The organism is Stutzerimonas chloritidismutans (assembly GCF_038562055.1).
GTDB lineage: Bacteria > Pseudomonadota > Gammaproteobacteria > Pseudomonadales > Pseudomonadaceae > Stutzerimonas > Stutzerimonas chloritidismutans_A.
This window is the reverse complement of record NZ_JBCFXD010000017.1, coordinates 48,863-72,473: the sequence shown is the minus strand read 5'-3', so window position 1 is coordinate 72,473 and position 23,611 is coordinate 48,863. Positions and strand designations below refer to the sequence as shown.

Here is a 23,611-nt window from a genome sequence, read left to right as displayed (position 1 = left end):
CGGCGATTGTGCGAAGAGGTGCACCTGAACCTGGCCTATCGCTGGTTCTGCCGGCTGGGTCTGGAAGACGAAGTACCCAATCACTCGACCTTCTCGAAGAATCGCCATGGGCGTTTTCGTGACAGCGATCTATTCCGCTGGTTATTCAATGAGGTGCTGCGGCGCTGCATGGCAGCCGGCCTAGTCAAGGGTGAAGGTTTCGCCGTCGACGCCAGCATCATTAAGGCGGATGCCAGCCGGCAACGTGGGGTGGCGGGAGATCAGGTCGATTGGAACGACCCAAAGCTCAGCAGCCGAGCAGTGCGTGAGTACCTCGAAGCCCTTGATGAAGAGGCGCTGGCTGAGGCTCTTCCCAAGAAAATTTCGCTCACAGACCCTCAGTCCCGTTGGACAGCAGCGCCAGGTGGCCCGGCCTTTTTTGCCTACTCCACGAATTACCTGATCGACACTGAGCACGGTGTGATCATGGACGTGGAAGCTACCCCGGCGCACCGTACCGCCGAAGTCGACTCGACCAGGACGATGGTCGAGCGTGTCGAAGCGCATTTCGATCTCACGCCGGAACGCCTTATCGGCGATACCGCTTATGGCACCGCCCCGATGCTGGCCTGGATGGTAGAAGAAAAGGACATCGAGCCGCATGTGCCGGTGTGGGACAAGACCGAGCGCAAGGACGACAGCCTCTCCAGTAACGACTTCCACTGGAATCAGGAAGCCAATGAATATCGCTGCCCAGCCGGCAAACCGCTACGCAGTGAATGGCGTGCCTTCACTCAGCAAAGATCGCGGGTAACCAAGGCCAACACCATCATTTACCGCTCCAGCCAAACCGACTGCGCCACCTGCTCGTTGAAAGCGAAATGCTGCCCCAACACGCCGAATCGGAAGATCGTCCGCAGCATCCATGAGTCTTCCCGCGACGTGGCTCGACGCATCGCCAAGACACCGGAATACCTCGTCTCTCGCTGCGAACGAAAGAAGGTGGAAATGCTTTTCGCCCACCTCAAACGGATCATGAAACTCGACCGTTTACGACTGCGTGGCCTAACGGGTGCCACTGACGAATTCACCTTAGCTGCGATGGTGCAGAACCTGCGCCGCATGGCCAAGCTTTTGCCTCAAGGGCCACCGCTGACGGGATAGGTACGCCTGCTACGAGCAGAAACCCTCAAATTAACCCTTAAACCGGAGCAAGGACGCTCAGTGAAACGCCGGAAGGCAACTTGAAGTGGCTTGCAGCCATTTCGACAGCAGGTACATCCGACCGCCTTGCTGCCGCTAAACCTACTTTTTCAACAGAATCGGCCGATTGCTGCCTTCCACAGCATGGTCACCGGTCAGCAATCAACAAACCAGTTGTAAAAATGGTATCCCGCGCTAACTGACACAGCACATGTGCCCAGCGTCAATAGAGGCCACTGTCCCTCGACACCAAGCCACCACTGCACTTTAAATAGAAGAGCTCCCACCAACGCGCAGGCCAGAACACCAAGACCCAGGCCAACCAAAGCGAACAGCCGAGCCCCTAGCCCTGGATTTCCGCCGTGCCAGTTCTCACTCAGGCAAAAGGGGCAATGATTGGACGAAGGCGAATAACCCCAGAAACCACGGCTATATGACGCCCTCGGAACCATCGCTTTGCCACAGTTGTGACAGGTAACCATCGAGTGTCTCATACCGCACCTCAGCTCAAATCGTCCTAGATGAGCCCATGGTGCGCTACCGCGGAAAAACCCCAACTACCGGACCTGACATCTAGCCAACACCTGCTGCTAAGCTGGGCATCGAACCCTCCCGCCCAGGTAACCGGGGTTATGCTGTAGGCGACTGATTCTACTGAATCCTCCTCGGTGGTCGACCGGCATCGCCCTGTCGCGAAACGAGAGTTCAGGACGCCAGTTCAACTCCTTCTAAAGGCCGCTCATCGGAAATACGTGCACGGGGCACTTATGGGGGCATCTAACAATAGATCTTTCAAAAAAGTATTTAAGAACAATAGGTTATGCATATATTTTGGATCCCCCCGGCTCCACCAATTCGAAACACCTAAACCCCTGATTTTCCTAGTGAATTTCGGGGTTTTTTGCTTTTAGAGGTAGCCAGTGTCGATGAACTGTCGACGCTGCGTTTCGTGGGCATGAGTACTGGCCCAAAGCGAATAGCATCCTGCAAGTGGTCCGGCGCAAGATGCGCATACCGCATCGTCATGGCCAAGCTCGAATGGCCCAGGATCTTCTGTAGCGTGAGGATGTTGCCGCCGTTCTGGATGAAGTGGCTGGCGAAGGTGTGCCGCAGTGCATGAGCGGCTTGCCCTTTCGGGAGCCTGATGGTCGTTCGGGCCAGAGCACGGCGGAACGAAGTGATTGTGTGCATGAAGGGACCGTGCTGTTTCCAGTGTTTCGCAAGTCGCTTCTCCAGCTCGGCCGAGATCGGCACCGACCGCACCTTTCCGCTTTTCGTCCCGCTGAACGTGATGACGCCATTGCGAACACTGGTTGCCTTTAGCTTTTCCGCCTCAGACCATCGAGCACCGGTAGCCAAGCAGATCAACACGACCGGTTCGACGTGAGGGTTATCACAGCCAGTACGGATTGAATCGAGCAGCTCAGCAATTTGGAGGTTCGTCAGCCAGGAAAGCTCACGTTCCTGGATCTTCAACGGCTTCACCAGGGCGAGCGGATTCTCATACTTGATGACTCCCAGGCCGCGAAGCTCGTTGTAGACGGAACGCAGATAACCCAACTCATTGTTGAGTGTCTTCGGCGAAGCACCTGCCTCTAGGCGAACACGACGATCATGTGCATAGGCTTGAGGATCGATCCGCGAGGCGATGGGATCTCGTAACCGCTTAGCCAACGCATCGAGCTTATGACGACGCCGCAAACCGTCTCTGAGCGAATGGCCGTGCAGGTCATACCAGGATTCGATTAGCCCCATTAGCCGTCGCGTATCAGCCGTGCTGGGCGACCACTCCCGGTTCTCGATTACCTTTGATCGACACGTCGCCTCGAATCGTTGGGCTTCGCCCTTGGTCTTGAACGTCTTGCGGAAGCGTTTGCCTTTGATCGGCTCAACATCGACTTTCCAACGACCGTCAGGCAGTTGTTCGATTGCCATCAGACCGCCCTTCCCCACCTCACATGCCGCTCCTCGAGCAGGTTCTTGATGTGCTTGTACAGATCCCGCTCGCTCATGTCCTTGGCTGCGTAGTGATCACGGATGACCGGCCAGCAATCCCATTGCTTCAGGGTCTCGAATGCTTTGTTAGCGCCCACTCGCTCCCTTGCCAGCAGGCTTACGAAGTTTCCCAGGAACAGTTCCACGTTCTTGCCCGAGAAGCCCCGAGAGGTCTTGTAGTAGCGCTTGTATTCCGTCTCATCGACCAGGGAATCGACTGGCAGATCGACCCGCGCGTCTTCACGCAGCAGCGTCCAGATGGGTTCGAAATAGCCAGGGCGGGCAAGTAGCTTGAATTGACTCATGCCGTAGCGCCACAGGCCTTCCAGATGGGCAGAGAATGCAGAGAAGGAGTCCGTATCGATGGCTTGGCCGGTCTTCACATCGGTCGAGCCGCTGGCGAACTGCTGGATGATCGAGTGGTGATAACGCAACTCGACGCGCCACACGTCCTGGGCTGGGTTGTAGTTGTCCGGATCGTTCGCATCGAAGGAATCCCGGCGACGCCAGACGCTTTCCCAGTAGTCGAGCTTGTCATGGGCGCGTGCCTGGAGCGTCTTGTTGTAGATCCCGAGCTGTACGCCACCGGCGGAACCAAACAGGAAGGATTGGCCTTTTCCATAGGTGGCTGCTTCCATGGTCCACTGAATCTCCTTGATGCCTGAGATATCGCGGTTGGCACGTGCGCGGCAGTGCATGCGGGCCGTCAGGTCAGCCGGAGGCGTCCAGCCTTGCAGATCCAGGGCGAGGTGGACGGCACACTGGTTGCGCTCCCGGTGGGTCATCACGGCGGCAGCATAATAGTCCATGCGCTCCTGGAGCCGTTCCGGCGACAGCGCGTCGATCGCGTGCGGTGACACCTCGATTTTCAGGTGCGGGCCGATCTGCTCCAGCTTCGCGTTGAAGTTCTTGATGAGCATGATGAACCCAAGGTCAGCGTTCTGCAGTTTGTACTGGTAGCCCGAGTCCCGGCCAACACGCCCGGCGTGCCAGATCTCCCCGGCAAACTCGACCATCGCGCCCGGTTTCTCGAACAGCGCCATGATCTCGGGACGAATCAGCCCGCGGTACAGCTGGCGGACCGTATCCACGCCGCAACGCAGCAACCGGACCTTGGACAGATCCACGAATGCAGCCGTACCTGGATCGACGAACAAGCGTCCGTTGCGATCTTCACGGGCAAGCATGTCTAGGCGAAGAAAATCCTTTGGTTTGCTCATTTGGTTTACTTCCTAATGCTGACTAATGCGGTAGTTAATCTGGATCTATCTGACGTGCTACAGGGACGTCAGCGCGGGGGCGCGCGCACGCCGGCACAGGCGACGCGCTCGCTACGCTCGGCGTAGAGCTGTGCAGCCGTGCGCGCGCCAGAGAGCTTTAATGCGGTAACCGGATCGATAAAAAGATCGGTCGGATCTTCCAGGCAGGTTTGTTCCTGGATGAAGGTCATCAGGTGGGGACGTTCGGGCGGCGGCGTGCTGACCCAGGCGAGGTAAAACGCGAGGCTGGCCAGCGCGAGCAGGTGAGGAAGTTTGAGATCGGCGCGGCGCGCGAGGACGAATAACACCAAGGGCGCCGCCCTTGTCATCCCGCTCTTGCCGCCGAGGGCTCGGGAGCGTGGGGTGGGGAAGCTACCCCACACTCCCAGCGATAGGCTGTTCATGGTCGTGCAGGGTCAAGGGTGCGCTGCGCCCGTGCTTCCGTTCGACGGGACGGTGAAGCTGTCCCGACGAGCCGGGAGCGCGGCCCCTGACCTTGCGTGCTTAGGAAGGGGAATGCGGCCCAGTACGTTGCCGGAACCATGCCGGTCGCGGTGCCGCATTACCCTGATCGTCCGAATGTTCGAGAAGAACACTTCGTTGGGAAATTCGTCCTGGGCGTTCAGCTCCAGGGTCATGAAGCAGCCATGCTCATACACGCCTTCAACTGGCAGCATCATGCCGACGATATGCAGGCAATACCAATAGGACTCCGGCTCATCATCCCAGTGCAGCTCAACGAGAACCGTATGGCCGATGTAGCCCATGGCGGCTTCGGTATCCAGAGTAACTCCGGGCTTACGCATGGCTGTAGTCTCCTTCCTTGAACGCCTTCTTGCCTTTCTTCAGGTCGGCCCGCAGGCGCGCGAGGTTGACCATGCGAAAGTCCGCGAGGCGCATCGTCGGGATGGTGCCGGTGGCGGCCCAGTCGGCGGCCTCTTCGACAGACACGCCGCTCATTTCGGCGAAAGTCTTGAGGCTGCACAGGTCGAGGCTGTCGTCGGCCTTGCTCATAGCGTCCACTCCTGTTCGAGAAGCTGCTGCTGTAGCAGGGCCACGTTGACCATCGTACGTTTGCCGACCTTCTTCGAAGGCAGGTAGCCACGGTCCAACCAGGTGCGCACCACGATGGGTTCGTCGCCCATGCCGATCCACTCGGCGAACTTCGGCCACGGCATCAGGGGCGGGGCGCCGTGCAGCTTTTGCGGGTCAAAACCTTCCGTATCCATCCGCTTTACTCCACTATGTTCGGCTTTGATAACCAACCAATAAATGGGTAACAACTACCCATGGAGCGATTGTTACCCATCTTGCATGATGGAGCAATAGCTACTCAGGAAATTTTTCTGCATGCACAGCGCATCCGATAGAGCACGCGCGTTGCTCAAGCTGATCGGCCCCAAGCGGGCAAGCGAACAAGGTGGTGATTACGAGCGCTGGCGGAACGTCAGCAAAGGCGCGGTGCGCGTAAGCGCAGACGAGATAGACGTACTGGTAAAGATCTACCCCCAGTACGCCCTATGGCTGGCCAGCGGGCAGATCGCCCCGGAGATCGGACAGACCAGCCCAGCCTACGACGAGGCCAACCGAAACTTGAGCCAACCCAGCGCGGGATAGCAATCACACGGAAAGTAGCTAGGCGATGGTATGCCCGAGCGCAGGGAGCCAGGTTGAAGTAGCAGCACTAAAGCCAAAGCTGAGCCGCGGCGAAGCCGTCGGCTCCAGCGCCTTGTTGGGCCCTGATCACCGGATTCCTCTCAGGATGCTTACGAGTTCAGGGGCAAGGTCGCGTACAAAAGCAACTTGGCTTTCGGTTACGTCTTCTCCGTGGATAGCAGCAGAGCACGCCGAGTAAACCTCTTTGATAGCACCTGCTAGCTGCGGTGTTAATTCCTCGGTATGAACAAGCATGCGTGCCATTGCTATTACCGATGTATACCGTTCCTTGGGATCAGACACCCTTCTCTTGTACACGCGGCGGAGCTCCTTCTCCAAGCTATACCGTACTTGAAACAGGTACTCTGCATCGCTTGGAACATCCAGCTCCGCATGCTGAACCCTAGGCCGGCCGAACTGCGTCTCTCCTAAGGCCTCCGAAATCACCTCCCTTAGTTGTTCGCGAAGTCTAGGAATCTCCTGATCAGACGGAGGAGGTGGATGCCCGTTGTAGAACTGGGCACTGACGTTGTTTCTTACCTCCACCATGTTCTTGAGCTCGCGAATCTCGCCTTTTAACTCTTCTCGTACTGCTTGAACTTCTCGTCTCAGCTTGACGCCGAGAACGTCTACTTCCGAGACCAGAGGAAGCACCCATAGCGCGATAAGCACAAGGAATACCACCACATCTGGAAGGGTCGCTTTTCCAACCTCCAATTCCGGCAGCCGAGCCGAAAGAAAGAGAAGCATGCCTGCAAGGGCAAGGCCCCACCAAACAAGCAGCAACCAATTTGGCATTTTCATTTTCTTATCTCAGACGTCAACGCTACTGGAGTCGGCCGGAACCTTGGGATAACCGTCGTTTGGTTAAGGGGCGGGCTTTAGGCCCCTCCCAGTGAGCGAAGCGAACCGCTATTATCGCCTTTGGATTCGCTTGACAGACCAAGAGTATTGCGTAAAGAAAATATCCGAACGCAGCCTTGTCATTGCGAATTTTTCAGCGCTGGATTCGTTTTCGGCTTCAACAGTATAACTTTTACTCATCGTGCCAGCTTGCCTACGACCAACAAGTTCAACCAAGTACTTCGACATATTTATCCCCGACATTTAACTTAAACACGCTTTTCGTACAGCTTTTTATCAAATTGGCAGTAGCTGGCTCTACTTCATTCTCTGGTGTCACGTTTCGCGATGCCGTCTAGTTTTCCAGCTGGCAAACCGTCATACAGCTCGCCAATCTGCCTTGGCTGAGAAATCATTTGTTCGCTGATTAGATTAATGAGGCTGAATAGTTTTATTGCTATTTCTTTATTATCGTTCAGGTTGATTTCTCCAGGATGTACCGCTTCATTGCCGATAACGCGCACTATATCCAGTGCTTTCTGCACGAGCGGGTTAAGTCCCTTTGATACGAGGCTCGCTATGTCTTTGTCAATGTTTTTTCCGCTTTCACCGAGCTCTTTGCAGAGATGTTGGACACAGAGCCTAAGAAGTGCGGCGGCTCCTTTCGGTGACAATGTGACGATCTGGCGGGCCTCATTAAAAAGCTCTTTTATATGTTCTGGCAAGTCTATGTTTGGAAGGATATCAATTTTATTTTCTGGATAGACGATTTGGTCGTGAATCCAGACGGAAATGTCATGACAGTTGTAGCACTTAGAGATATAGCAGTTTGACACCATTGGCTTGTTATAAAGATTTTTTGCTCCCGTATCAAAAAAAGGTTTTCCACTAAGCATGTTACTGCACCATTCAATTAGAGGTGCTCGGTCTTCTGGCGATAAATCTCGATCCGACCTGAACTGATCCATCATTTTTAAATCAGGAATAAACGGAAGTCGTTGATCATCACTACAAGCATCGGCGAATAAATTGAACCAGTGTTGCGTGGTGTACGCACCACAGTGAGGACAGCTGAAAGCCGTTTTGGTAATTAACGGTATTCTGTTTTCACTGGACAACATCAGACTCCAAACCGTAATCAATTGCTGAAGGATAGCTTGAGGCTCGTAAATCCGACAGTGCATCGAGGTTTGCCATTGTCGAAAAACTGTCGAAATCACTGCTGTCTAACGCAGCACAATGCAGGCGAGACGGAGCGAGAAGGCCCGAAATGCGGGACTTTGCCGGGCAAAGCGCAGCAAAAATTGGGGTTCAAATCCCCCCGGCCCAAACAGCAATTTAGACTTATCTCCAACAGTCTACGGAAACACCCCCAGAAGCCCGCCTCGTGCGGGCTTCTTGTTTCTGGCTGTGTTCCTTCATCTAACCCTAAACCGTCCCTTCGTGAATCCCGCTGTGTATCCCCTATTCAATCACACCGTTCGTTGCATTTGCCGAATGCCGGATAGAAGTGTTGGGCGCCAGCATGAGAGGTCAGCAGACGCCACTTGGTCTTTTGCAGACGCGCCGTGCACCGATGTAGCGGCATTCATGGGGATCGCCATTAGCCTGCCAAACTCGCCGCCGGCTGCCGCAAGCATCAAGGCGTGATAGCGGCAGGCGGTCCGAGACGGCTGCCAACCGAGGCGAATCCATCTCTTTTCTAGAGGTGGTCAGCGCTTATTCTTTCGTCTACGGGCGGTCCTGCCCGCTGTAGTACTGCGCCTATCGACTAAAGGCCCTTGCCCAGCATGGTGCCGTTGACGATTTCACCGTAGAGGTTCACGCCATCGTTGGCGTGGTACTTGTCGCGGGTCTTTTCGACCGAACCGTCGATCAGCCGCGGATCCTGGGGCCGTTCGTGGCTGTTCATAAATGCGGCCACGTGCCAGGCGTCCTCATCCGACAAACTGCCGCCCTTGCCCAAGGGCATGTTCTCCTTGATGAACGCGGCGGCAGTGTTAATGCGGTGCATGCCGGCCCCCCAGTTGAACGAGTCAGCGCCCCAAAGGGGTGGGAACACATAATCGTCACCGGACTTCTGCCCTTCCCCGTTCTGCCCGTGACATACAGCGCACTGGGCCGCATAGACCTGCTCGCCTCTGGCCAGGTCATAGCCGTTTTCAGGATTAGGCACTTCCGGATAGGCACGACCGGGGAGCTCCTGACCAGTCGGGGCACCGGTAGCGAGCCAATAAGAATAGGCCGACAATGCCGCGATCACCGGTCCGTCCGCTTCTGGGGCCTTGCCGTTCATGCTGAATTGGAAACACCCCTGTAGCCGCTCGGCATAGCTGTTGACCTTGTTGTTTTTCTTCCGGTACGCCGGATACATGGTGTACGCCGCCCACAGCGGAGCGGAGTTGGCTTTGCGGCCCTGCTCAAGGTGACAGTTCGCGCATGCGAGGCCGTTGCCCACGTATTCCGGGGCCCGATTTTTCGTGTCGACAAATATGGCGCGGCCTTCCTGAACCAGCTTTCCGTAAGCATTGTCGGGAAGTTCGCTCTCCTGGGGTGGCTGAAAGTAGCGGCTGCTGGCCGTCTCACCCGCCCCGGTGAGAATCTGCGACTGGTCCTCCATCACGATGTCATCGGCATAGGCTGGTGCGGCCAGGGCGATCAACAGCAAGGCGCGGGTTTGAGTGTTCATCTTGCTGCTCCTTGGTCGGTCAAACCGGCGAAGTACGCCGAGACGGCCTTGATCTCGTCGTCGGTCAGGCTACGGGCGATATGCCCCATCAGGTCATTGGGATCGTTCTTGCGGGTGCCTTGACGCCAGGCGGTCAGCTGCGACGCCAGGTACTGCGCGGACTGTCCCACGAGCGGCGGAAAGGCGTCGCCGACACCCACTCCGCTGGGGCCGTGGCAGGCGACGCATTCAGGGATGTTGCGCTCCCAGGCACCCCGCAGGGCAAGCGTTTCACCTGGACCTTCGGCTGCCGCAGTACGGCCGACCCGCTCCACCTGCGGTCCCGGCTTGTCGGCCAGCATTGCCGTGACTGCGTCCGCCTCCTCTGCACTCAGGGCAACAGCAATAGGCTGCATGACGGGATTGGCGCGCGCGCCAGATGCGAAATCGGCCAGCTGCTTTCTCATGTAACCAGCCGGGAGCCCGGCAAGCCTGGGGAACCCAGCCGCCGCCATCCCTTCGCCCTGGATTCCGTGGCACGTGACGCAAGCCATGGCAGCAGGGTTGGAGCCGCCCTTGGTATAGATAACCGTCGAATCGGCGGCATGGGCAGGCAGAAAGACTGCTAACAACACTCCCGTCAGCGGCCAGTGAGCGATATTCATAAAGCCTCCAGATCGTTTTTTATAGTTTTAGCAGCAGGTAGTGCTGTTTGACCTTTCTACCGTTTCGTTGAAAGTGGCCCCATGATCTTGGCCAGGGAATCGGGACGAGGCGCACCTTGTTGCTGCTGCAAACGTCCGTTGTCGTCCAGGTAGTAAATGGCTGGCGTTGCCGAGGCACCCATCGCTCCCATCAGCGTCAGGTTCGCCTCAAGCTTCTCTGTCAGCTTAGGCGATACCCTCTCAAGCGGCTCCAGTTTGCTCGCCTTTCCTGCTGCCTCGTGTCTGTTCAAGGCGGCCGCTGGATTCTCAGCCTGCAGCAATGCGGCCGATTTGCCCGCGCTGTCCGGGCGCAGCATGCCGACCATGACATGGCGCAGCTGAACATCGCCGGACTCGACCCAAGGCCGGGCCTGCTTCCAGAACATGTTGCAGTACGGACAATTCGGATCGGAGAACAGGTAGACGATTCGCGGCGCGTCAACAGCGCCGTCCTGAATCCAGGTGCTGCTCTCGAGCCGTTGCCACATTTCCTTGCTGAGAGGTTCGTAGACCAGTTTTTCAAGGGGAGCCCGCGTCAGATCTTCGCCGGTGGCATCGAGCAGGCTGCCAATCAGAACGTGGTCACCGTCGGGCGTCAGATAAAGCGCGATGCCCTGTCCGTTATAGCGTGCTGCGTAGCCCTTCAATCCGCCCGGCGCGTCGAAGCTACCGACCACTTCTGCACCGCGAGCCTCAACGGCCTGGACCGCAGGAGGCAGATCCTGTGCCAGCGCTACGGATGCGGGCAGCAAGGCCAGCGTTGAACAGAACAAAGAAAGCGGTCGCAGATTTTTCATGGCTGAGTGGTTACCTCCAGTTGTTCAAGGGCGCGCGCCAGACTGGCGCGAGAAAGCTCACCGAGATGACTGCCAACCTGGCGCCCGTCGGCGTCGTAGAAAAGCGTTGTCGGGAGCGCCGAAGAGCCTATGTGCTGGCCGAGGCGGCCGCCGGTGTCTAGCAGCACGTTATCCAAACCGAGCGCTTCAGCGCTGAGGAAGTCCGCGATGACCCGCTCGCCTTCGCCCTGGTTGACGAAGAGAAAGGTCACCTCGGACTGGTTGCGCTGTGCTTCGGCCAGGACCGGCATCTCCCGTCGGCAGGGCGGACACCAGGTGGCCCACAGGTTGACGACGAGCGGTTTGCCGACGAAATCCTGCAGGGCAACCGGTTTGCCTTGGCTGTCGCGCAGTCCCATCTCGGGAAGGCGCGTGCCCTGCTCGAAGGCATGCAATGCGAAGGTCCCGAACCCCCAACTCAGCACACCGACAGCGACCGCAGCGCCCAGCGGTTTGCGCAATCCGAGCTCACGCCTGGCTAGCCATACGCCAAGCAGCACGGCCACCAGCACGCCCGGCCAAGCAATGAACCCGCCGTCACGAATGTCGATTATGCGCCAAGGCTCATCTCGGAAATGCTCGACGTAGACCACCACGAACGCCAATCTGGCGACGAGCAGCGCCACCAGTAGCAGCCTGAACAACTGCTGCTCGGGGTTGCGCTCGCTGCGCCGCCCAACCCACCAACCGGTCAGCATTGCCAAGAACAGGCTCACCAGCAGCAATACATGGGGAACGGCCAGCGCAAACGGCCCCACGTTCATCGTCATCATCAGCCTTGCTCCATCGTTTCGTTCCACGTACCCAGGAATTGGCCGGCGTCGACCTCTCCGGTTATGCGTTGCGAGCGGCGCTCGGCCCCGTCCGGGCCTATCAACAGTATCGTCGGCGGTCCCATGACCTGATAGCGGCCCAGCAACTCGCGGCTGGCGGAATTGGTTTGCGTCACATCCGGTCGCAGCATGCGTACGCCCTTGAGCGCGGCTTGCACCTGGCCGTTGCCAAACACTTCCTTCTCCATGACCTTGCACGACACACACCAGTCCGCGTAGTAGTCGATCAGCACCCATTGCCCGGCAGCTTTGGCGGCAGCGAGCTCACGATCAAGAACAGCCGGATCGGTGAAACCGACGAAACCCTGCAGGCCCTCGATCTCAGTTGCCGGAGCGACGCTGCTGGTGAACACGGCAAGCGGCCGGTTCGGATCCTCCGCGCCACCCGCCGCACCCAGCACCAGCGCCACGCCCCATACGCCGGATAACGCAGCAACGGCGCTGAGCAACGCCCGATGCTGCTTGAGCTGCCGCGACAGCTGCAGGAGTCCGTTGGCAACCAGCAGCCAGAATGCACCCCACACACCCACCCACCACGAATCCGTCAACAACGGGCGGAGCACATAGAGGGCCGCGACCAGAAATATGAAACCAAACGTGGTTTTGACGCGATCCATCCAGGGCCCCGGTTTCGGCAGGAAGCGATTGCCGACCGTCACCAGCAATACCAACGGCGTTCCGATGCCCAAGCCAAGGGCAAACAGCACCAGCCCTCCATTGACGGCACTACCGCTCTGAGCGATATGCAGCAATGCCGCAGCCAGCGGAGCGGTCATGCAGGGCCCGACCAGCAAGCCGGATATCACCCCGAGTGCGCTGGCCCCAGCCAGGCTACCGCCCTGTCGCTTGCGTCCGGCCTGTTCCAGCCGATCACGCAGACCAGCCGGCAACTGCAGCTCGAAGAAACCAAACATTGGTAAGGAAAGCAGAACGAACAGGCCGGCAAAACTGGCGATCAGCCAGGGCTGCATCAGCCATCCCTGCAGATTCGCACCGAGAAGCGCTGCCACGACGCCCAGCGCGGCGTAGACCAGCGCCATGCTGACCACATAGGAAGCGGCAAGCAGCATGCCGCGGCGAGGGCTGGCCCGGCTGCCGACCACAATACCGGCAAGGATTGGCAGCATCGGCAGGGAGCACGGCGCAAAGGCGAGCAACAAGCCAAGCCCAAAGAAGATCGTCAGACTCCAGCCAAGCGGCTGTTGCGCCAGTCTGCTTGCCAGTGCCTGATCATCGGCCTGAACAGGCTCAGAGGGTCCCGCTGCAGACCCGCTCAGATCGACCGTGCGAGTCTGCGGCGGATAGCACAAGCCAGCATCGGCGCAGCCTTGCCATCCCAGTTCTAGCGTAGCGAGGCCTGGCTCGGCGAGGGTGACTTCCAGGCTGTTGCGATAGACCTGTGAATCGCCAAAATACTCGTCGTGATAGGACTCTCCCGGTGGCAACTGCGGTTCGTTACCTGCTGCTAATCCACCAAACCGCAGCCGCTCCTGATACAGGTAATAACCTGGCGCGATGTCCCAGCGCAGCACAACACCGCCGCTGGCTGGACGTTCGACCCGCAGGCTGAACGCTTGGTCGACCGGTAAGAAGGTCTCCTGCTTCTGACCAAGCGCGAACGGCGCAGCACTCGCCAGCTGCACAAGCCAGAGGCAGCAGGCCAGAGAGAAAAGGACCGCTCGCATGAACTACACCCCCCATCAGCAAATTCAATGCGAGCATGGCGACTGGGGATTAAGTGGCCGTTAACGAATTGGCTTGGAGCTGACCACTGACCGACAGAGAAGAGACCGACATGCGAGGCTGCGCGAGCAACTCAGCGTACCCTCTGATAACGCTCCGTTAATCGAGAAGCGTGATACTGGCCGGTGCATTCAAGACGAGTTTCCCATGCAGGTACTGCTGACAGAAGACAATGCACTCATCGCGAGTGGCATCGTTGCCGGGCTCCAAGCCCAGGGCTTCGGCGTGGCCCATGCCGCGACTGCCGCTCAGGCGGACGCGCTGCTGCGCACTGCCCACTTCGATCTGATGATTCTCGACCTGGGGCTGCCAGACGAAGATGGCCTGCACTTTCTCCAGCGACTGCGGCGTCGCGGGCTCAAATTGCCCGTGCTCGTTCTGACAGCCCGGGATGCGGTGGCCGAACGTGTCTCGGGACTCCAGGCAGGCGCCGACGACTACCTGGTCAAACCCTTTGATCTGCGCGAACTGGCGGCGCGGCTGCATGCTCTGCTGCGCCGCGTCGCCGGACGAACGACGCACCTGATCGAACACGGTCCGCTGAGCTATGACCCGGCCGCCTGCTCCGCCTCCATGGCGGGCGAACCAGTTGACCTGTCCCGGCGTGAACAGGCGCTGCTGCAAGCGCTCTTGCAGAACCCCGGCCGGGTGCTTTCGGCCGAGCAGCTCAAAGACGCGGTATACGGGCTGGACGACGAGGTCGAGAGCAATGCGCTCAACGTCCACATCCATCATCTGCGTCGCAAGCTGGGCAACGGCATTGTCGAAACCGTCAGGGGACTCGGCTATCGACTGGGACCCGCCGGGCCCGTGACCGAACCGGCCCGAGCCACCGACACATGAGTCTGCGCCTGCGTCTGACCCTCGCCCTCGGCGCCGCTTTCGTGCTGCTCTGGTCGGCGGCAGCGACCTGGATGCTGTTCGATGTACGCAACCAGCTGATGCTGTCGCTCGATCAGCGACTGGCCGCATCGGCTCGGATGGTCACCGGGCTGCTGGTGCAACTGCCGCAGCCGCAGCTGGGTGAAGGCGGTATCACTCGCTTGAGCGCAGAGCAGCTCGGTATCGAGAACGGGCTGGCCTGCCAGGTCAGCTCGCTGCGCGGTGAGGTGCTCGCGCGCAGCCATTCGGCGCCAGACAGCGTGCTTGACGCCCAGCACACCGGCTTTCACAACCAGCTGATCGGCGACACGGCCTGGCGAACCTTCACCATGATCCGCGACGGGATGCGCATCACCACGGCTGATCGACTCGATGAACGCGCGACGCTCAAGCGCTCGGTGCTGCTGGCTGCAGCACTGCCGGTACTGGTAGCCCTGCTCGGCAGTCTGGTCGTGCTCTGGATTGGCCTTGGCAAAGGCCTGTCGCCGCTCAGGCGAATCCGCACCGCTCTGGCGCAGCGCAGTGCCGACTCGGTCGATCCCCTGATCATCGAACGGCTGCCGCCGGAATTGGCGCCTTTGGTAGAAACACAGAATCAGCTGTTTGCACGGATCGCGCAGGCGCTCGAACGTGAACGCCGGCTCACCGATGACGCCGCCCACGAGCTGCGCAGCCCGCTGACGGCCATCAAGACCCATCTGCAGGTCGCAGCCATGACCGAGGGCGATACCGCCAGGCGGGCGTTGGCCCAGGCCGAGCTCGGCACCGATCGCTTGCACCGAACACTGGAGCAGCTGCTGATGCTGGCCCGTGTGGAGGGACGGGTGTCCTTCGATGACGGCCAACGGTGCACGGCCATCGAGGTGGCGCAACTGGCCATCGCTGACGCCAGCCAGCAGCCAGGTCCCCGCATCGAGTTGAACGCGGCGGCAGACGTGTCCCTGCGAGCCCTGGCCATGCCGCCCGCTCTGGCCATCGCCGCACTGCGCAATCTGCTGGACAACGCACGTCGGCATACGCGCCCAGGGTCCCACGTTCAGCTGTCACTGCAGCAGCATGCTGAAGACAAGGTTTGCTTCACGGTGGTCGATCACGGACCGGTCATCGCTGCACAACAGGTCGAACGATTTACCGAACGATTCTGGCGAAACAGCGAGGGGGACGGCAGCGGGCTCGGGCTCTCCATCGTCAAGGCCATCGCCGAGCGCTGCGGTTGTGAACTCAGGTTCGTCGCCCACGGCGATGGACTGCAGGTCGAGCTGATCGCTGGTTTGCAGGAGGACGTTATTGAGAAGACTTCGCGGCTGAGTGATCCGCCATATCAACCGTCTGACCGGTGACGTTTACGCTACGTATGCCGCATGCGAGACGCGCCATCGTGCGCCCTGCTCAAGGTTCGCTGACGTTCTCCTCGACGGGAGGCGCCTGACAATAAAGCCTGTACAACACCTGCATAACCTCCATCGCTTGAGGGCTCGCGATACCGTAGTAGACCTGTTTGCCTTCGCGACGGGTGCTGACCATGCCGTTGTGTCGCAGCACGGTCAGTTGCTGAGACAGGGTCGGCTGAGTGATGCCCGTCTGGGTCGCCAAATCGCCCACGCAGTACTCGCCCTGAGTCAGTTGGCACAACAGCAGCAACCGGTCGGGGTTACCCAAAACCTTGAGCAAACCGCAGGCCTGCGCTGCACTGCTACGAAGCGCTTGCATATCGATTTCTGACGCAGCGTCCATTTTCCACCATTAATCAGGACAGGTTGACGGAACATTTTACCGATATATATCTCAATAAAGTGTCCCTGCTCGTCGGAGCGGTTTTCATCGGAACTTATGGGCGTTGTACTGCCTCGCACCTGTTCCAGTAGTCATTTTCTCACCACGCCAGCCCCACTGGTGGGCGTGCATCAGGAGACTGCCATGACCACAATCCATCAGGACCTTGCCACAAGTGACCAGACGGATCGAGTTCGCCGCTCGACATCCGCCTCGATCAATCACGCTATTGATCAGCAAACCGAAGAAAACATCCGCCACTTCAGCAATCTGGATCGACACTCGATCATCCAACGCATCGAAGCACTCGATCGCGAGTGGGATGTCGAGCGCGCGCTGGAGGTCAACGCTTCTTCGCTTGCGCTGTCCGGCCTGTTGCTCGGGCTGACGGTGAACCGTAAATGGTTCCTGCTCCCCGGTATTGTGCTGCCGTTTCTGCTGCAACACGGCCTGCAAGGCTGGTGCCCGCCACTTCCGGTCATGCGTCGACTAGGGATTCGCACGCGCGGCGAGATCGACCGCGAGAAGTTTGCACTGCTGGAAACGCTGAACCAAGCGCCGCAGCCATCCCACAACTGAACGGAGAAGACGATGATCTTTCGCCAGCTATTCGAGCCCGTTTCCTCCACCTACACCTATCTGCTCGGCTGCGAGGACACCAGACAAGCAGTGCTGATCGACCCGGTCATCTCGACGATGGATCGCGATCTGGCCGAGCTGGCCGGCCTGGGCTTGAAGCTGGCGTTCACCCTCGACACGCACGTACATGCCGATCACATCACCGCCGCGCTGGAGCTGAAACGGAAGACCGGCTGCCGTATCGCCAGCCCGGCCATCGACAAGCTGGCCTGTACTGACGTAGGCATCGAGGAAGGCACTCCGTTTGAGGTCGGCAGCCTGCAGCTGACGCCGTTGCATACGCCGGGCCATACGGACGGGCATTTCGCGTACCTGCTCGGCGATCGACTGTTCAGTGGCGATGCACTGTTGATAGACGGCTGCGGCAGGACCGATTTCCAGAACGGCAGTGCGGATGATCTGTTCCACAGTGTCAGAGGCAAGCTGTTCGCTTTGCCGGACGACACCCTGGTTTATCCCGGCCACGATTACCATGACCGCCGCGTATCGACCATCGCCCAGGAAAAGCGCCGCAATCCGCGACTGGGCGAAGCCGTATCGCTGGAGCAATTCAGAACGATCATGGCGGAGCTGGATCTGCCGTATCCGAAGTTCATCGATCACGCGGTGCCTGGCAATCGCCAGTGTGGTGTGTGCCCGTCCGACTTAGCGGAAAGCTACCGGCAATATTGCGAGCAGGCGGAACACAGCCCTCAGGGGTAAAAACACAAAGAACGCGAGCAGACTGAGTCATCCACGTAGCTGACTCAGTTGCCGCTTGAGTAACTCGACCTGCCCCGTTTCCGCTCGCAGGCCGGCGCTCAGCTCGGCCTTTTCGTGCTCCAGACGCTGGATGATCTCACCGAGCCCCTTTAGCAGATCACGCAGCACGGCGAGTTCCACCTTGTGTTGCCTGAGCTGCAACCACTGCAGCCACAGAATGATGGCCAACACCAGCGCAGCGCAAAGCGAACCTCCCGTCACCGTCCAGAACGTTCCCATTGTTCCCATAGATCAAATCCTTCTGTTGCCACCGGCATATCCGGCGATGGCTAAACAATATGTCGCTACAACTTACAGGTCGATAATGTTTACTCGTACAGGTAAACAAAGGCAGCGGGTTTTGGGCGAACTCAATGAGGGTCACAAGCGTGTCCCGAGCGGTGGCAAACCTGGTGCTGCGTGCCAGAAGGCTCAGAGCGAGGAAACTTCGGCAGTGACCTGCAAGCGAACCGATATGTCGCAATTCACGACATATCGATACGGGAGTCGTGGGCTGGCTGAACACAACATTCGCCAGAACAACCCAATTCGAACAGTTCCAAATTGAGGCTAACCGTTCAGCGGGAATCTCTTTTCAGGCGATGAGCGGAAGCTTGCAAAGGCCCCTCAGCTGTCAGAATGACATCACGGCTGCAGAGGAGCAGCCGCCTCTTGAATCGAGCACGAGCCTGCTAATCATGTCTGCCGAAAAACTCTACACCATTGTCCTGGAGCACAGCCTGGAGGTACTCCTTGAGGCCGCTACAATGGAGCAGGTCCAAGCATTCTGGGATGCGTATGACGACCGCTACTATGGCCTGCGCATGGAGGAGGAAACCAGCCACCATGCGCGAGTGATCGTCACCGATGAGATCCCTGAGGAGGAGGAAGAAATCGAGCTTTGTATCGACTGATCCAACGCCCGATCACTCGGTGTCGATGTGGCGGCCGGCCATGGTTTGCTTGCTGTCCAACTGAAAGAACAACGATGCAGCCAGCATTGACATCGCGCCGATGCACAGGAAGGTCAGGTGGAATGCATCCAACACGGCTGCGCCATCCGCACCCGGCACGGTAAAGCCGCCCAGCAGGGCACCGGCCGAGGCGACCCCCAGGCTCATCGACAACTGCACCACCACCGATAGCAGGCTGTTGCCGCTGCTGGCGTTCTGGTTGCTCAGCCCCACCAGCGTCACGGTGTTCATCGCCGTGAACTGCATGGAATTGACCATACCGATCAGGCTCAGGTGCAGCAGCAGCAACACGGTCGAAGTCTGCCCGTCGATGGTCGCCAAACTGGCGATCAGGCTGCCTAACAACAGCGTGTTGCCGATGAGGATGCGCCGGTAACCGAGGCGGTCGATCAGCGGCTTGGCCAAAGGTTTGATCAACATCGCTCCCAGCGCCAACGGGATCATGGTCATGCCCGCCTGCGCCGGGGAATAGCCTAGCGCGACCTGCAGCAGCAATGGCAGCAGGAACGGCAATGCCCCGCTGCCCAATCGTGCGAACAGGTTGCCAAAGATGCCCACGGCAAAGCTGCGGGTGTGGAACAGCGTCGGACTGAACAGCGGTTTATCAATGTGACCGGCGCGCAACCAGTAGGCCGCGAGGCAAGCACTGCCGATGGCCACCAGCAACATCACGCGGGCGTGGGGCATTTGCATCTCGCCGAGGCCTTCAAGCGCAATGGTGATCAGCACCATGGCGCCACCGAATAGCAGAAAGCCGACGGTATCGAAGCGCATGCGCTCGGCGCTCTTCAGGTCGGGCATGAAACGAAAGGCAGCGATGCAGCCAATCAATCCCACCGGCAGGTTGATCAAAAAAATCCAGTGCCAGGATGCGTATTGGACCAACCAGCCACCGAGCGTCGGACCCATCAGAGGTCCAACCATGCCCGGTAGTGCGATGAAGGTCATCACCCGGACAAACTCGCTGCGCGGGTAGGCCCGCAGTATCACCAGCCTTCCGACCGGCAGCATCAGCGCGCCTCCGACCGCCTGCACCACACGCGACATCACCAGTTGGTTGAAGCTGGTGCTCATCGCACACAGCAGCGAACCCAGCGTGAACAGCGCGATAGCGGAAAAGAAAACCGGCCGAGTACCAAAGCGATCCGCCACCCAGCCCGACGCCGGAATCAGCAGCGCCACGGTGAGCATGTAGGCGATGACCACGCCCTGCATCCGCAGTGGATCTTCGGCAAGGTCGCGGGCCATCGCCGGCAAGGCGGTGTTGAGAATGGTGCCATCCAGGGTCTGCATGAAGAACGCGATAGCGACCAGCCAGGGCAGTACACGGGCGGTTCTGGCATCCAGTACAGCTTGAGTCATGAAATTCCCCGACTCCGAAAGTGCATATGGTAGGCCGCTATCGATCTGGCTCGCAGCTTTAAATCGTCTGCAGCATTACCCACCCGTCGCAGCTGCAGCGAACAGATCGCCGCCGGTTGAGCGCCCGAGCGGGGTGTGACAACTCAACGCAGAAATGGCTCGGAAGTCCCTGTAGACGGCGCCTGGCGCTCGATCAGAAGCAACGACAAGCAGCAGTCGAGGGTATACGTTACAAAGTATTTCATTCAAAATTGACGCGAATCATTATCGTTAAGCATCACAGGTGCGAACCTCTCCACGTCTTTTATCTTTCTCCTCGGAGGCTTCATGCGCATTCCCGCTACTCTCGCCATCGCTTCGTTGCTGCTCGCTCCCCTCGCTCAGGCCAAGGAATACCCCATCGGTGAACCGCAGCAGTGCGGTGGCATGGAAGTCGGTGCCGTTTACCTGCAACCGGTCGAGATGGAGCCGGCCGGCATGATGCTCGAAGCCGCCAAATCCGACGTGCACCTGGAAGCCGACATTTCCGCTACCGAAGGCAACCGCAATGGCTGGCAGGAAGGCAGCTTCGTCTCCTACCTCAACATCCGCTATGCGCTGAGCAAGAAGGGTTCGGACGAGAAAATCGAAGGCGACTTCCACCCGATGGTCGCCAATGACGGCCCGCACTATGGCGACAACGTCAAGCTGATGGGGCCGGGCAAGTACCAGCTGACCTTCATCGTCTCGCCGCCGGATGGCAAGCACACGATGTTCGGCCGTCACGTCGACAAGGAAACCGGCGTTGCGCCTTGGTTCGAGCAGTGCACGCTGAACTACGAGTTCACCTATGCCGGCATCGGCAAGAAAGGCGGTTATTGAGTCGGAGGTGAGCATGCAACGCGCCCTGCTTCCTGCCCTCGCCCTGCTCGTTGCCAGCTTTGCCGGCGGCGTCCAGGCCGGGTTGCCGACGTATGAGCTGACCATTCGCGACGGCCATTTCGAGCCGGCGACCCTCGAAGTCCCGGCCCGCCAGCGCTTCAAGATCATCGTCATCAATGCGGGCAATGGTCCGACCGAATTCGAGAGCACGCCACTGCGGGTGGAAAAGGTGCTCTCGCCCGGCGTCACCTCGTTTGTCGTCATCCATCCGCTCAAACCCGGCCGCTACCCCTTCTTCGACGAGTTCCACATGGACCTCCCGGAAGGCGAAATCATCGCCAAGTAGTCTCTCAACAGGAGAAGCGACATGGGCCAATCAATGTTCATCGTCTGGCGTGAAAGCGTCGAGGCGCTACTGGTCATCGGCATCCTGCATGCCTGGCTGAGTCAGCAGCCGGGCAACCGTCATGCGCTGCGCATGCTCTGGGGCGGCGTGGTGGCCGGCCTGGGTCTGGCTTCGCTGCTGGCCTGGGGCATTCTCAGCGCCGGCGACTGGCTGGCCGGTCCCGCCGGTGAGTGGTTCCAGTGCGCCATGCTGCTGGCTGCGGCGCTGCTGATCCTGCAGATGGTCGGCTGGATGCACCACCACGGGCGCGACCTCAAGCGCAACCTGGTAGACAGTGCCGCGACACATCTCAGCCAGGGCAGCGGCGTCGGCCTGCTGGTACTGGCGATGCTCGCCGTGGCGCGCGAGGGCAGCGAAACGGTGGTGTTTCTCTACGGCATCGGTCATCAGCAAGACGGAGCGGACCTGACCGGCTTTGTCATAGGAGGTCTGCTGGGCTTTGCGCTCGCATTGCTGAGCTACGCGGCCTTGCAGGCTGGCAGCCGGCTGTTTTCCTGGAGGCACTTCTTCAAGGTCAGCGAAGCCCTGCTGTTGCTGCTCGGCGCAGCCCTGCTGATGGGCGGGCTCGACCGTTTCAGCGGGCAGCTGATGGGCATGGAGGTTCCGGAGGTGCTGTACACCGTCTTCGGCGATCCGCTGTGGGACACCTCTGTCCTGCTCGATGACGGCAGCACGCTGGGCAGCACCCTCGCAGGGCTGACCGGTTACCGCGCCATGCCCTCGCTGGCAGCGGTCATCCTGATGGCGCTGTATTGGCTGGCCGTCTGGACGTGGCTGCGACCGAAGCCGGAGGCTCGTCTGGAGGCTCGCACCGCATGATCAGCAATGCTCCTTGGCTGGCGCGCATCGGCGACCTGTTGCGCCAGCACGCCAAGACCATTCGCCTGATCCAGTGGCTGGTGGTGGGCTTCTACCTGGTGCTGCTGCTGGTGCCAGCGTTTCTGTCGCTGCCGCCGTCCGAAGCACGGATGCTCGACAACATCACGGTGTTCGCCCAGTTCCTGTTCTGGGGGCTCTGGTGGCCCTTTGTCTTGCTGTCGATGGTCTTGTTCGGTCGTCTCTGGTGCGGTGTGCTCTGCCCGGAGGGCTCGCTCAGCGAGTGGGTCAGCTGGCGGGGGCTGAACAAACGCACCCCGCAATGGATCCGCTGGAGCGGCTGGCCGACCATTGCGTTCGTGCTGACCACCGTCTACGGCCAGCTGATCAGCGTCTACGACTACGGTCAGGCTGCCGCGCTGATCCTGGGTGGCTCGACGGTCGCGGCGATGCTCGTCGGCTATCTCTATGGCCGCGGCAAACGTGTCTGGTGCCGACACCTGTGCCCGGTCAGCGGCGTGTTCGGCCTGCTCGCCCGCCTGGCGCCGATGCACTACAAGGTGGACGAGGAACGCTGGCAGGCCAACGAAGGGCCGCGACTGGCCACGCCCAACTGCGCCCCGCTGATCGACATTCGCCGCATGCAGGGCAACAGTGAATGTCACGCCTGTGGTCGTTGCAGTGGCCAGCGCGGCGCTGTCGCCCTCGCCGCCCGCTCGCCGAACCAGGAAATCCTCATCGTCGGCAACCAGGCGCAGCATGGCCATTGGAACAGCAGCTTGCTGCTGTTCGGCATGATCGGGCTGGCCATGGGCGCGTTCCAATGGACAGTCAGCCCCTGGTTCATCAGCCTCAAGCAGACTGCTGCCGAATGGCTGGTGGATCGCGATATCTTCTGGCCGCTGGAGGCCAATGCACCCTGGTGGCTGCTGACGCATTACCCGCAGAACAACGATGCCTTCACCTGGCTCGACGGGGCGGCAATCCTTGCCTACATCGGCGCCAGTTCGCTGCTGATCGGTGGCGCGCTCTGGCTGCTGCTGCAAGGTGCGGTGCGCCTGATGAAACGCCGAGGTGAGGTGTTCCACCACCTGGCGCTGGCGTTCACCCCGCTGGGCGGCGCCGGACTGTTTCTCGGGCTGTCGGCCACCACAATAAAGCTGTTGCGGTATGAAGGGTTCATCCTCGCCTGGGCGCAGCCAACCCGTGCCTTGCTCCTGGCCGGTGCGATTGGCTGGAGTCTGTACCTGGCCTGGAAGGTGATCAGCCGTTACGGCGCCAACGGCCTGCGTCGCCTGTTAGCCTTCGCTTGCACAGGACTGGCGACAGCGGTGGTGGGCTATGGCTGGTATCTGCAGTTCTGGGGCTGGAGCTGATTCATTCGCGCTCAAGCGACGGTGGGCTGAAGCCCAGCCTACCCGCGGCGGCTGGCATGCAA

General features: G+C 59.5%; 27 protein-coding genes. 11 read left to right on the top strand and 16 right to left on the bottom strand.

Annotated elements, in window-relative coordinates:
* On the top strand, positions 1–1,143 hold a 1,143-nt coding region (locus AAGW23_RS19825; RefSeq protein ID WP_342408000.1), incomplete at its 5' end, for an IS1182 family transposase.
* Between the two features lie 903 nt (positions 1,144–2,046).
* Here AAGW23_RS19825 and AAGW23_RS19820 read toward each other — a convergent pair.
* The 6 genes from AAGW23_RS19820 to AAGW23_RS19795 all read right to left on the bottom strand — a co-directional run bounded on the left by AAGW23_RS19820 (position 2,047) and on the right by AAGW23_RS19795 (position 5,665).
* Positions 2,047–3,117, bottom strand: coding sequence for a phage integrase (locus AAGW23_RS19820; RefSeq protein WP_342407999.1), 1,071 nt, complete (start codon positions 3,115–3,117; stop codon positions 2,047–2,049).
* Entirely contained in the window at positions 3,117–4,397 is a 1,281-nt protein-coding gene (locus tag AAGW23_RS19815; protein WP_342407998.1) for a hypothetical protein, read from the bottom strand. Before AAGW23_RS19815 ends, AAGW23_RS19820 begins: the two co-directional genes overlap by 1 nt.
* 68 nt (positions 4,398–4,465) lie before the next feature.
* Positions 4,466–4,744 carry a hypothetical protein gene (locus AAGW23_RS19810; RefSeq protein WP_342408002.1) on the bottom strand — a complete coding sequence of 93 codons (279 nt, stop codon included), beginning with the start codon at positions 4,742–4,744 and terminating at the stop codon, positions 4,466–4,468.
* A 108-nt stretch (positions 4,745–4,852) separates the two neighbouring features.
* Positions 4,853–5,242, bottom strand: coding sequence for a hypothetical protein (locus tag AAGW23_RS19805; RefSeq protein WP_342407997.1), 390 nt, complete (start codon positions 5,240–5,242; stop codon positions 4,853–4,855).
* Positions 5,235–5,450 (bottom strand): hypothetical protein, encoded by a 216-nt coding sequence (locus AAGW23_RS19800; protein WP_342407996.1) that lies wholly within the window; start codon positions 5,448–5,450, stop codon positions 5,235–5,237. The genes AAGW23_RS19805 and AAGW23_RS19800 overlap by 8 nt, the downstream gene beginning before the upstream one ends.
* Positions 5,447–5,665, bottom strand: a complete 219-nt coding sequence (locus AAGW23_RS19795; protein ID WP_179485753.1) for a DNA-binding protein — start codon at positions 5,663–5,665, stop codon at positions 5,447–5,449. The genes AAGW23_RS19800 and AAGW23_RS19795 overlap by 4 nt, the downstream gene beginning before the upstream one ends.
* Before the next feature lie 121 nt (positions 5,666–5,786).
* Between AAGW23_RS19795 and AAGW23_RS19790 the strand changes: the two genes are divergently transcribed.
* Complete coding sequence (locus AAGW23_RS19790; protein ID WP_045666266.1) at positions 5,787–6,053, top strand: hypothetical protein; 267 nt, start codon at positions 5,787–5,789, stop codon at positions 6,051–6,053.
* Positions 6,054–6,179: 126 nt separating this feature from the next.
* Here AAGW23_RS19790 and AAGW23_RS19785 read toward each other — a convergent pair whose 3' ends face one another.
* The 7 genes from AAGW23_RS19785 to dsbD form a co-directional block, all read right to left on the bottom strand.
* On the bottom strand, positions 6,180–6,896 hold the full coding sequence (locus AAGW23_RS19785) for a hypothetical protein (protein ID WP_342407995.1): 717 nt from the start codon (positions 6,894–6,896) through the stop codon (positions 6,180–6,182).
* A gap of 362 nt (positions 6,897–7,258) precedes the next feature.
* The gene (locus tag AAGW23_RS19780; protein ID WP_342407994.1) at positions 7,259–8,053 is read right to left on the bottom strand and encodes a DUF4145 domain-containing protein; all 795 of its coding nucleotides are present in this window, start codon (positions 8,051–8,053) and stop codon (positions 7,259–7,261) included.
* A 653-nt stretch (positions 8,054–8,706) separates the two neighbouring features.
* Complete coding sequence (locus AAGW23_RS19775) at positions 8,707–9,624, bottom strand: c-type cytochrome (RefSeq protein WP_342407993.1); 918 nt, start codon at positions 9,622–9,624, stop codon at positions 8,707–8,709.
* Positions 9,621–10,268, bottom strand: a complete 648-nt coding sequence (locus AAGW23_RS19770; RefSeq protein WP_342407992.1) for a c-type cytochrome — start codon at positions 10,266–10,268, stop codon at positions 9,621–9,623. The genes AAGW23_RS19775 and AAGW23_RS19770 overlap by 4 nt, the downstream gene beginning before the upstream one ends.
* A 56-nt stretch (positions 10,269–10,324) precedes the next feature.
* Positions 10,325–11,104 carry a thiol:disulfide interchange protein DsbG gene (gene dsbG / locus AAGW23_RS19765; protein ID WP_342407991.1) on the bottom strand — a complete coding sequence of 260 codons (780 nt, stop codon included), beginning with the start codon at positions 11,102–11,104 and terminating at the stop codon, positions 10,325–10,327.
* Positions 11,101–11,916 (bottom strand): TlpA disulfide reductase family protein, encoded by an 816-nt coding sequence (locus AAGW23_RS19760; RefSeq protein WP_342407990.1) that lies wholly within the window; start codon positions 11,914–11,916, stop codon positions 11,101–11,103. Before AAGW23_RS19760 ends, dsbG begins: the two co-directional genes overlap by 4 nt.
* Positions 11,916–13,661, bottom strand: a complete 1,746-nt coding sequence (dsbD, locus tag AAGW23_RS19755; RefSeq protein ID WP_342407989.1) for a protein-disulfide reductase DsbD — start codon at positions 13,659–13,661, stop codon at positions 11,916–11,918. The genes AAGW23_RS19760 and dsbD overlap by 1 nt, the downstream gene beginning before the upstream one ends.
* Before the next feature lie 205 nt (positions 13,662–13,866).
* Here dsbD and AAGW23_RS19750 point away from each other — a divergent pair, with 205 nt between their 5' ends.
* Together AAGW23_RS19750 and AAGW23_RS19745 are read left to right on the top strand one after the other, a co-directional pair.
* Complete coding sequence (locus AAGW23_RS19750; RefSeq protein ID WP_342407988.1) at positions 13,867–14,562, top strand: response regulator transcription factor; 696 nt, start codon at positions 13,867–13,869, stop codon at positions 14,560–14,562.
* Complete coding sequence (locus AAGW23_RS19745; protein ID WP_342407987.1) at positions 14,559–15,941, top strand: ATP-binding protein; 1,383 nt, start codon at positions 14,559–14,561, stop codon at positions 15,939–15,941. The genes AAGW23_RS19750 and AAGW23_RS19745 overlap by 4 nt, the downstream gene beginning before the upstream one ends.
* A 49-nt stretch (positions 15,942–15,990) precedes the next feature.
* Here AAGW23_RS19745 and AAGW23_RS19740 read toward each other — a convergent pair whose 3' ends face one another.
* Positions 15,991–16,311 (bottom strand): ArsR/SmtB family transcription factor, encoded by a 321-nt coding sequence (locus tag AAGW23_RS19740; RefSeq protein ID WP_425540842.1) that lies wholly within the window; start codon positions 16,309–16,311, stop codon positions 15,991–15,993.
* 207 nt (positions 16,312–16,518) lie between these two features.
* Here AAGW23_RS19740 and AAGW23_RS19735 point away from each other — a divergent pair, with 207 nt between their 5' ends.
* The gene (locus tag AAGW23_RS19735; protein ID WP_064481552.1) at positions 16,519–16,953 is read left to right on the top strand and encodes a hypothetical protein; all 435 of its coding nucleotides are present in this window, start codon (positions 16,519–16,521) and stop codon (positions 16,951–16,953) included.
* A gap of 12 nt (positions 16,954–16,965) precedes the next feature.
* The gene (locus tag AAGW23_RS19730; protein ID WP_342407985.1) at positions 16,966–17,715 is read left to right on the top strand and encodes an MBL fold metallo-hydrolase; all 750 of its coding nucleotides are present in this window, start codon (positions 16,966–16,968) and stop codon (positions 17,713–17,715) included.
* A 27-nt stretch (positions 17,716–17,742) separates the two neighbouring features.
* Here the strand turns inward: AAGW23_RS19730 and AAGW23_RS19725 are convergent, their stop codons facing one another.
* Complete coding sequence (locus tag AAGW23_RS19725) at positions 17,743–18,003, bottom strand: hypothetical protein (RefSeq protein WP_342407984.1); 261 nt, start codon at positions 18,001–18,003, stop codon at positions 17,743–17,745.
* Between the two features lie 449 nt (positions 18,004–18,452).
* On the opposite strand from AAGW23_RS19725, the gene AAGW23_RS19720 reads away from it, so the two are divergent.
* Positions 18,453–18,668 (top strand): hypothetical protein, encoded by a 216-nt coding sequence (locus AAGW23_RS19720; RefSeq protein WP_342407983.1) that lies wholly within the window; start codon positions 18,453–18,455, stop codon positions 18,666–18,668.
* Between the two features lie 12 nt (positions 18,669–18,680).
* Here the strand turns inward: AAGW23_RS19720 and mdtD are convergent, their stop codons facing one another.
* Positions 18,681–20,090: a multidrug transporter subunit MdtD gene (mdtD, locus tag AAGW23_RS19715; RefSeq protein WP_342407982.1), complete on the bottom strand. Its 1,410-nt coding sequence runs from the start codon at positions 20,088–20,090 to the stop codon at positions 18,681–18,683.
* A 327-nt stretch (positions 20,091–20,417) separates the two neighbouring features.
* On the opposite strand from mdtD, the gene AAGW23_RS19710 reads away from it, so the two are divergent.
* Genes AAGW23_RS19710 through AAGW23_RS19695 form a run of 4 tightly spaced genes read left to right on the top strand, consistent with a single transcriptional unit; the run spans position 20,418 to position 23,549 of the window.
* Positions 20,418–20,951 carry an iron transporter gene (locus tag AAGW23_RS19710; protein ID WP_342407981.1) on the top strand — a complete coding sequence of 178 codons (534 nt, stop codon included), beginning with the start codon at positions 20,418–20,420 and terminating at the stop codon, positions 20,949–20,951.
* Between the two features lie 13 nt (positions 20,952–20,964).
* Positions 20,965–21,297, top strand: a complete 333-nt coding sequence (locus AAGW23_RS19705) for a cupredoxin domain-containing protein (RefSeq protein ID WP_342407980.1) — start codon at positions 20,965–20,967, stop codon at positions 21,295–21,297.
* Between the two features lie 21 nt (positions 21,298–21,318).
* Positions 21,319–22,176: an FTR1 family iron permease gene (locus AAGW23_RS19700; protein ID WP_342407979.1), complete on the top strand. Its 858-nt coding sequence runs from the start codon at positions 21,319–21,321 to the stop codon at positions 22,174–22,176.
* Positions 22,173–23,549 carry a 4Fe-4S binding protein gene (locus AAGW23_RS19695; RefSeq protein WP_342407978.1) on the top strand — a complete coding sequence of 459 codons (1,377 nt, stop codon included), beginning with the start codon at positions 22,173–22,175 and terminating at the stop codon, positions 23,547–23,549. The genes AAGW23_RS19700 and AAGW23_RS19695 overlap by 4 nt, the downstream gene beginning before the upstream one ends.
* Positions 23,550–23,611: the final 62 nt, after the last annotated feature.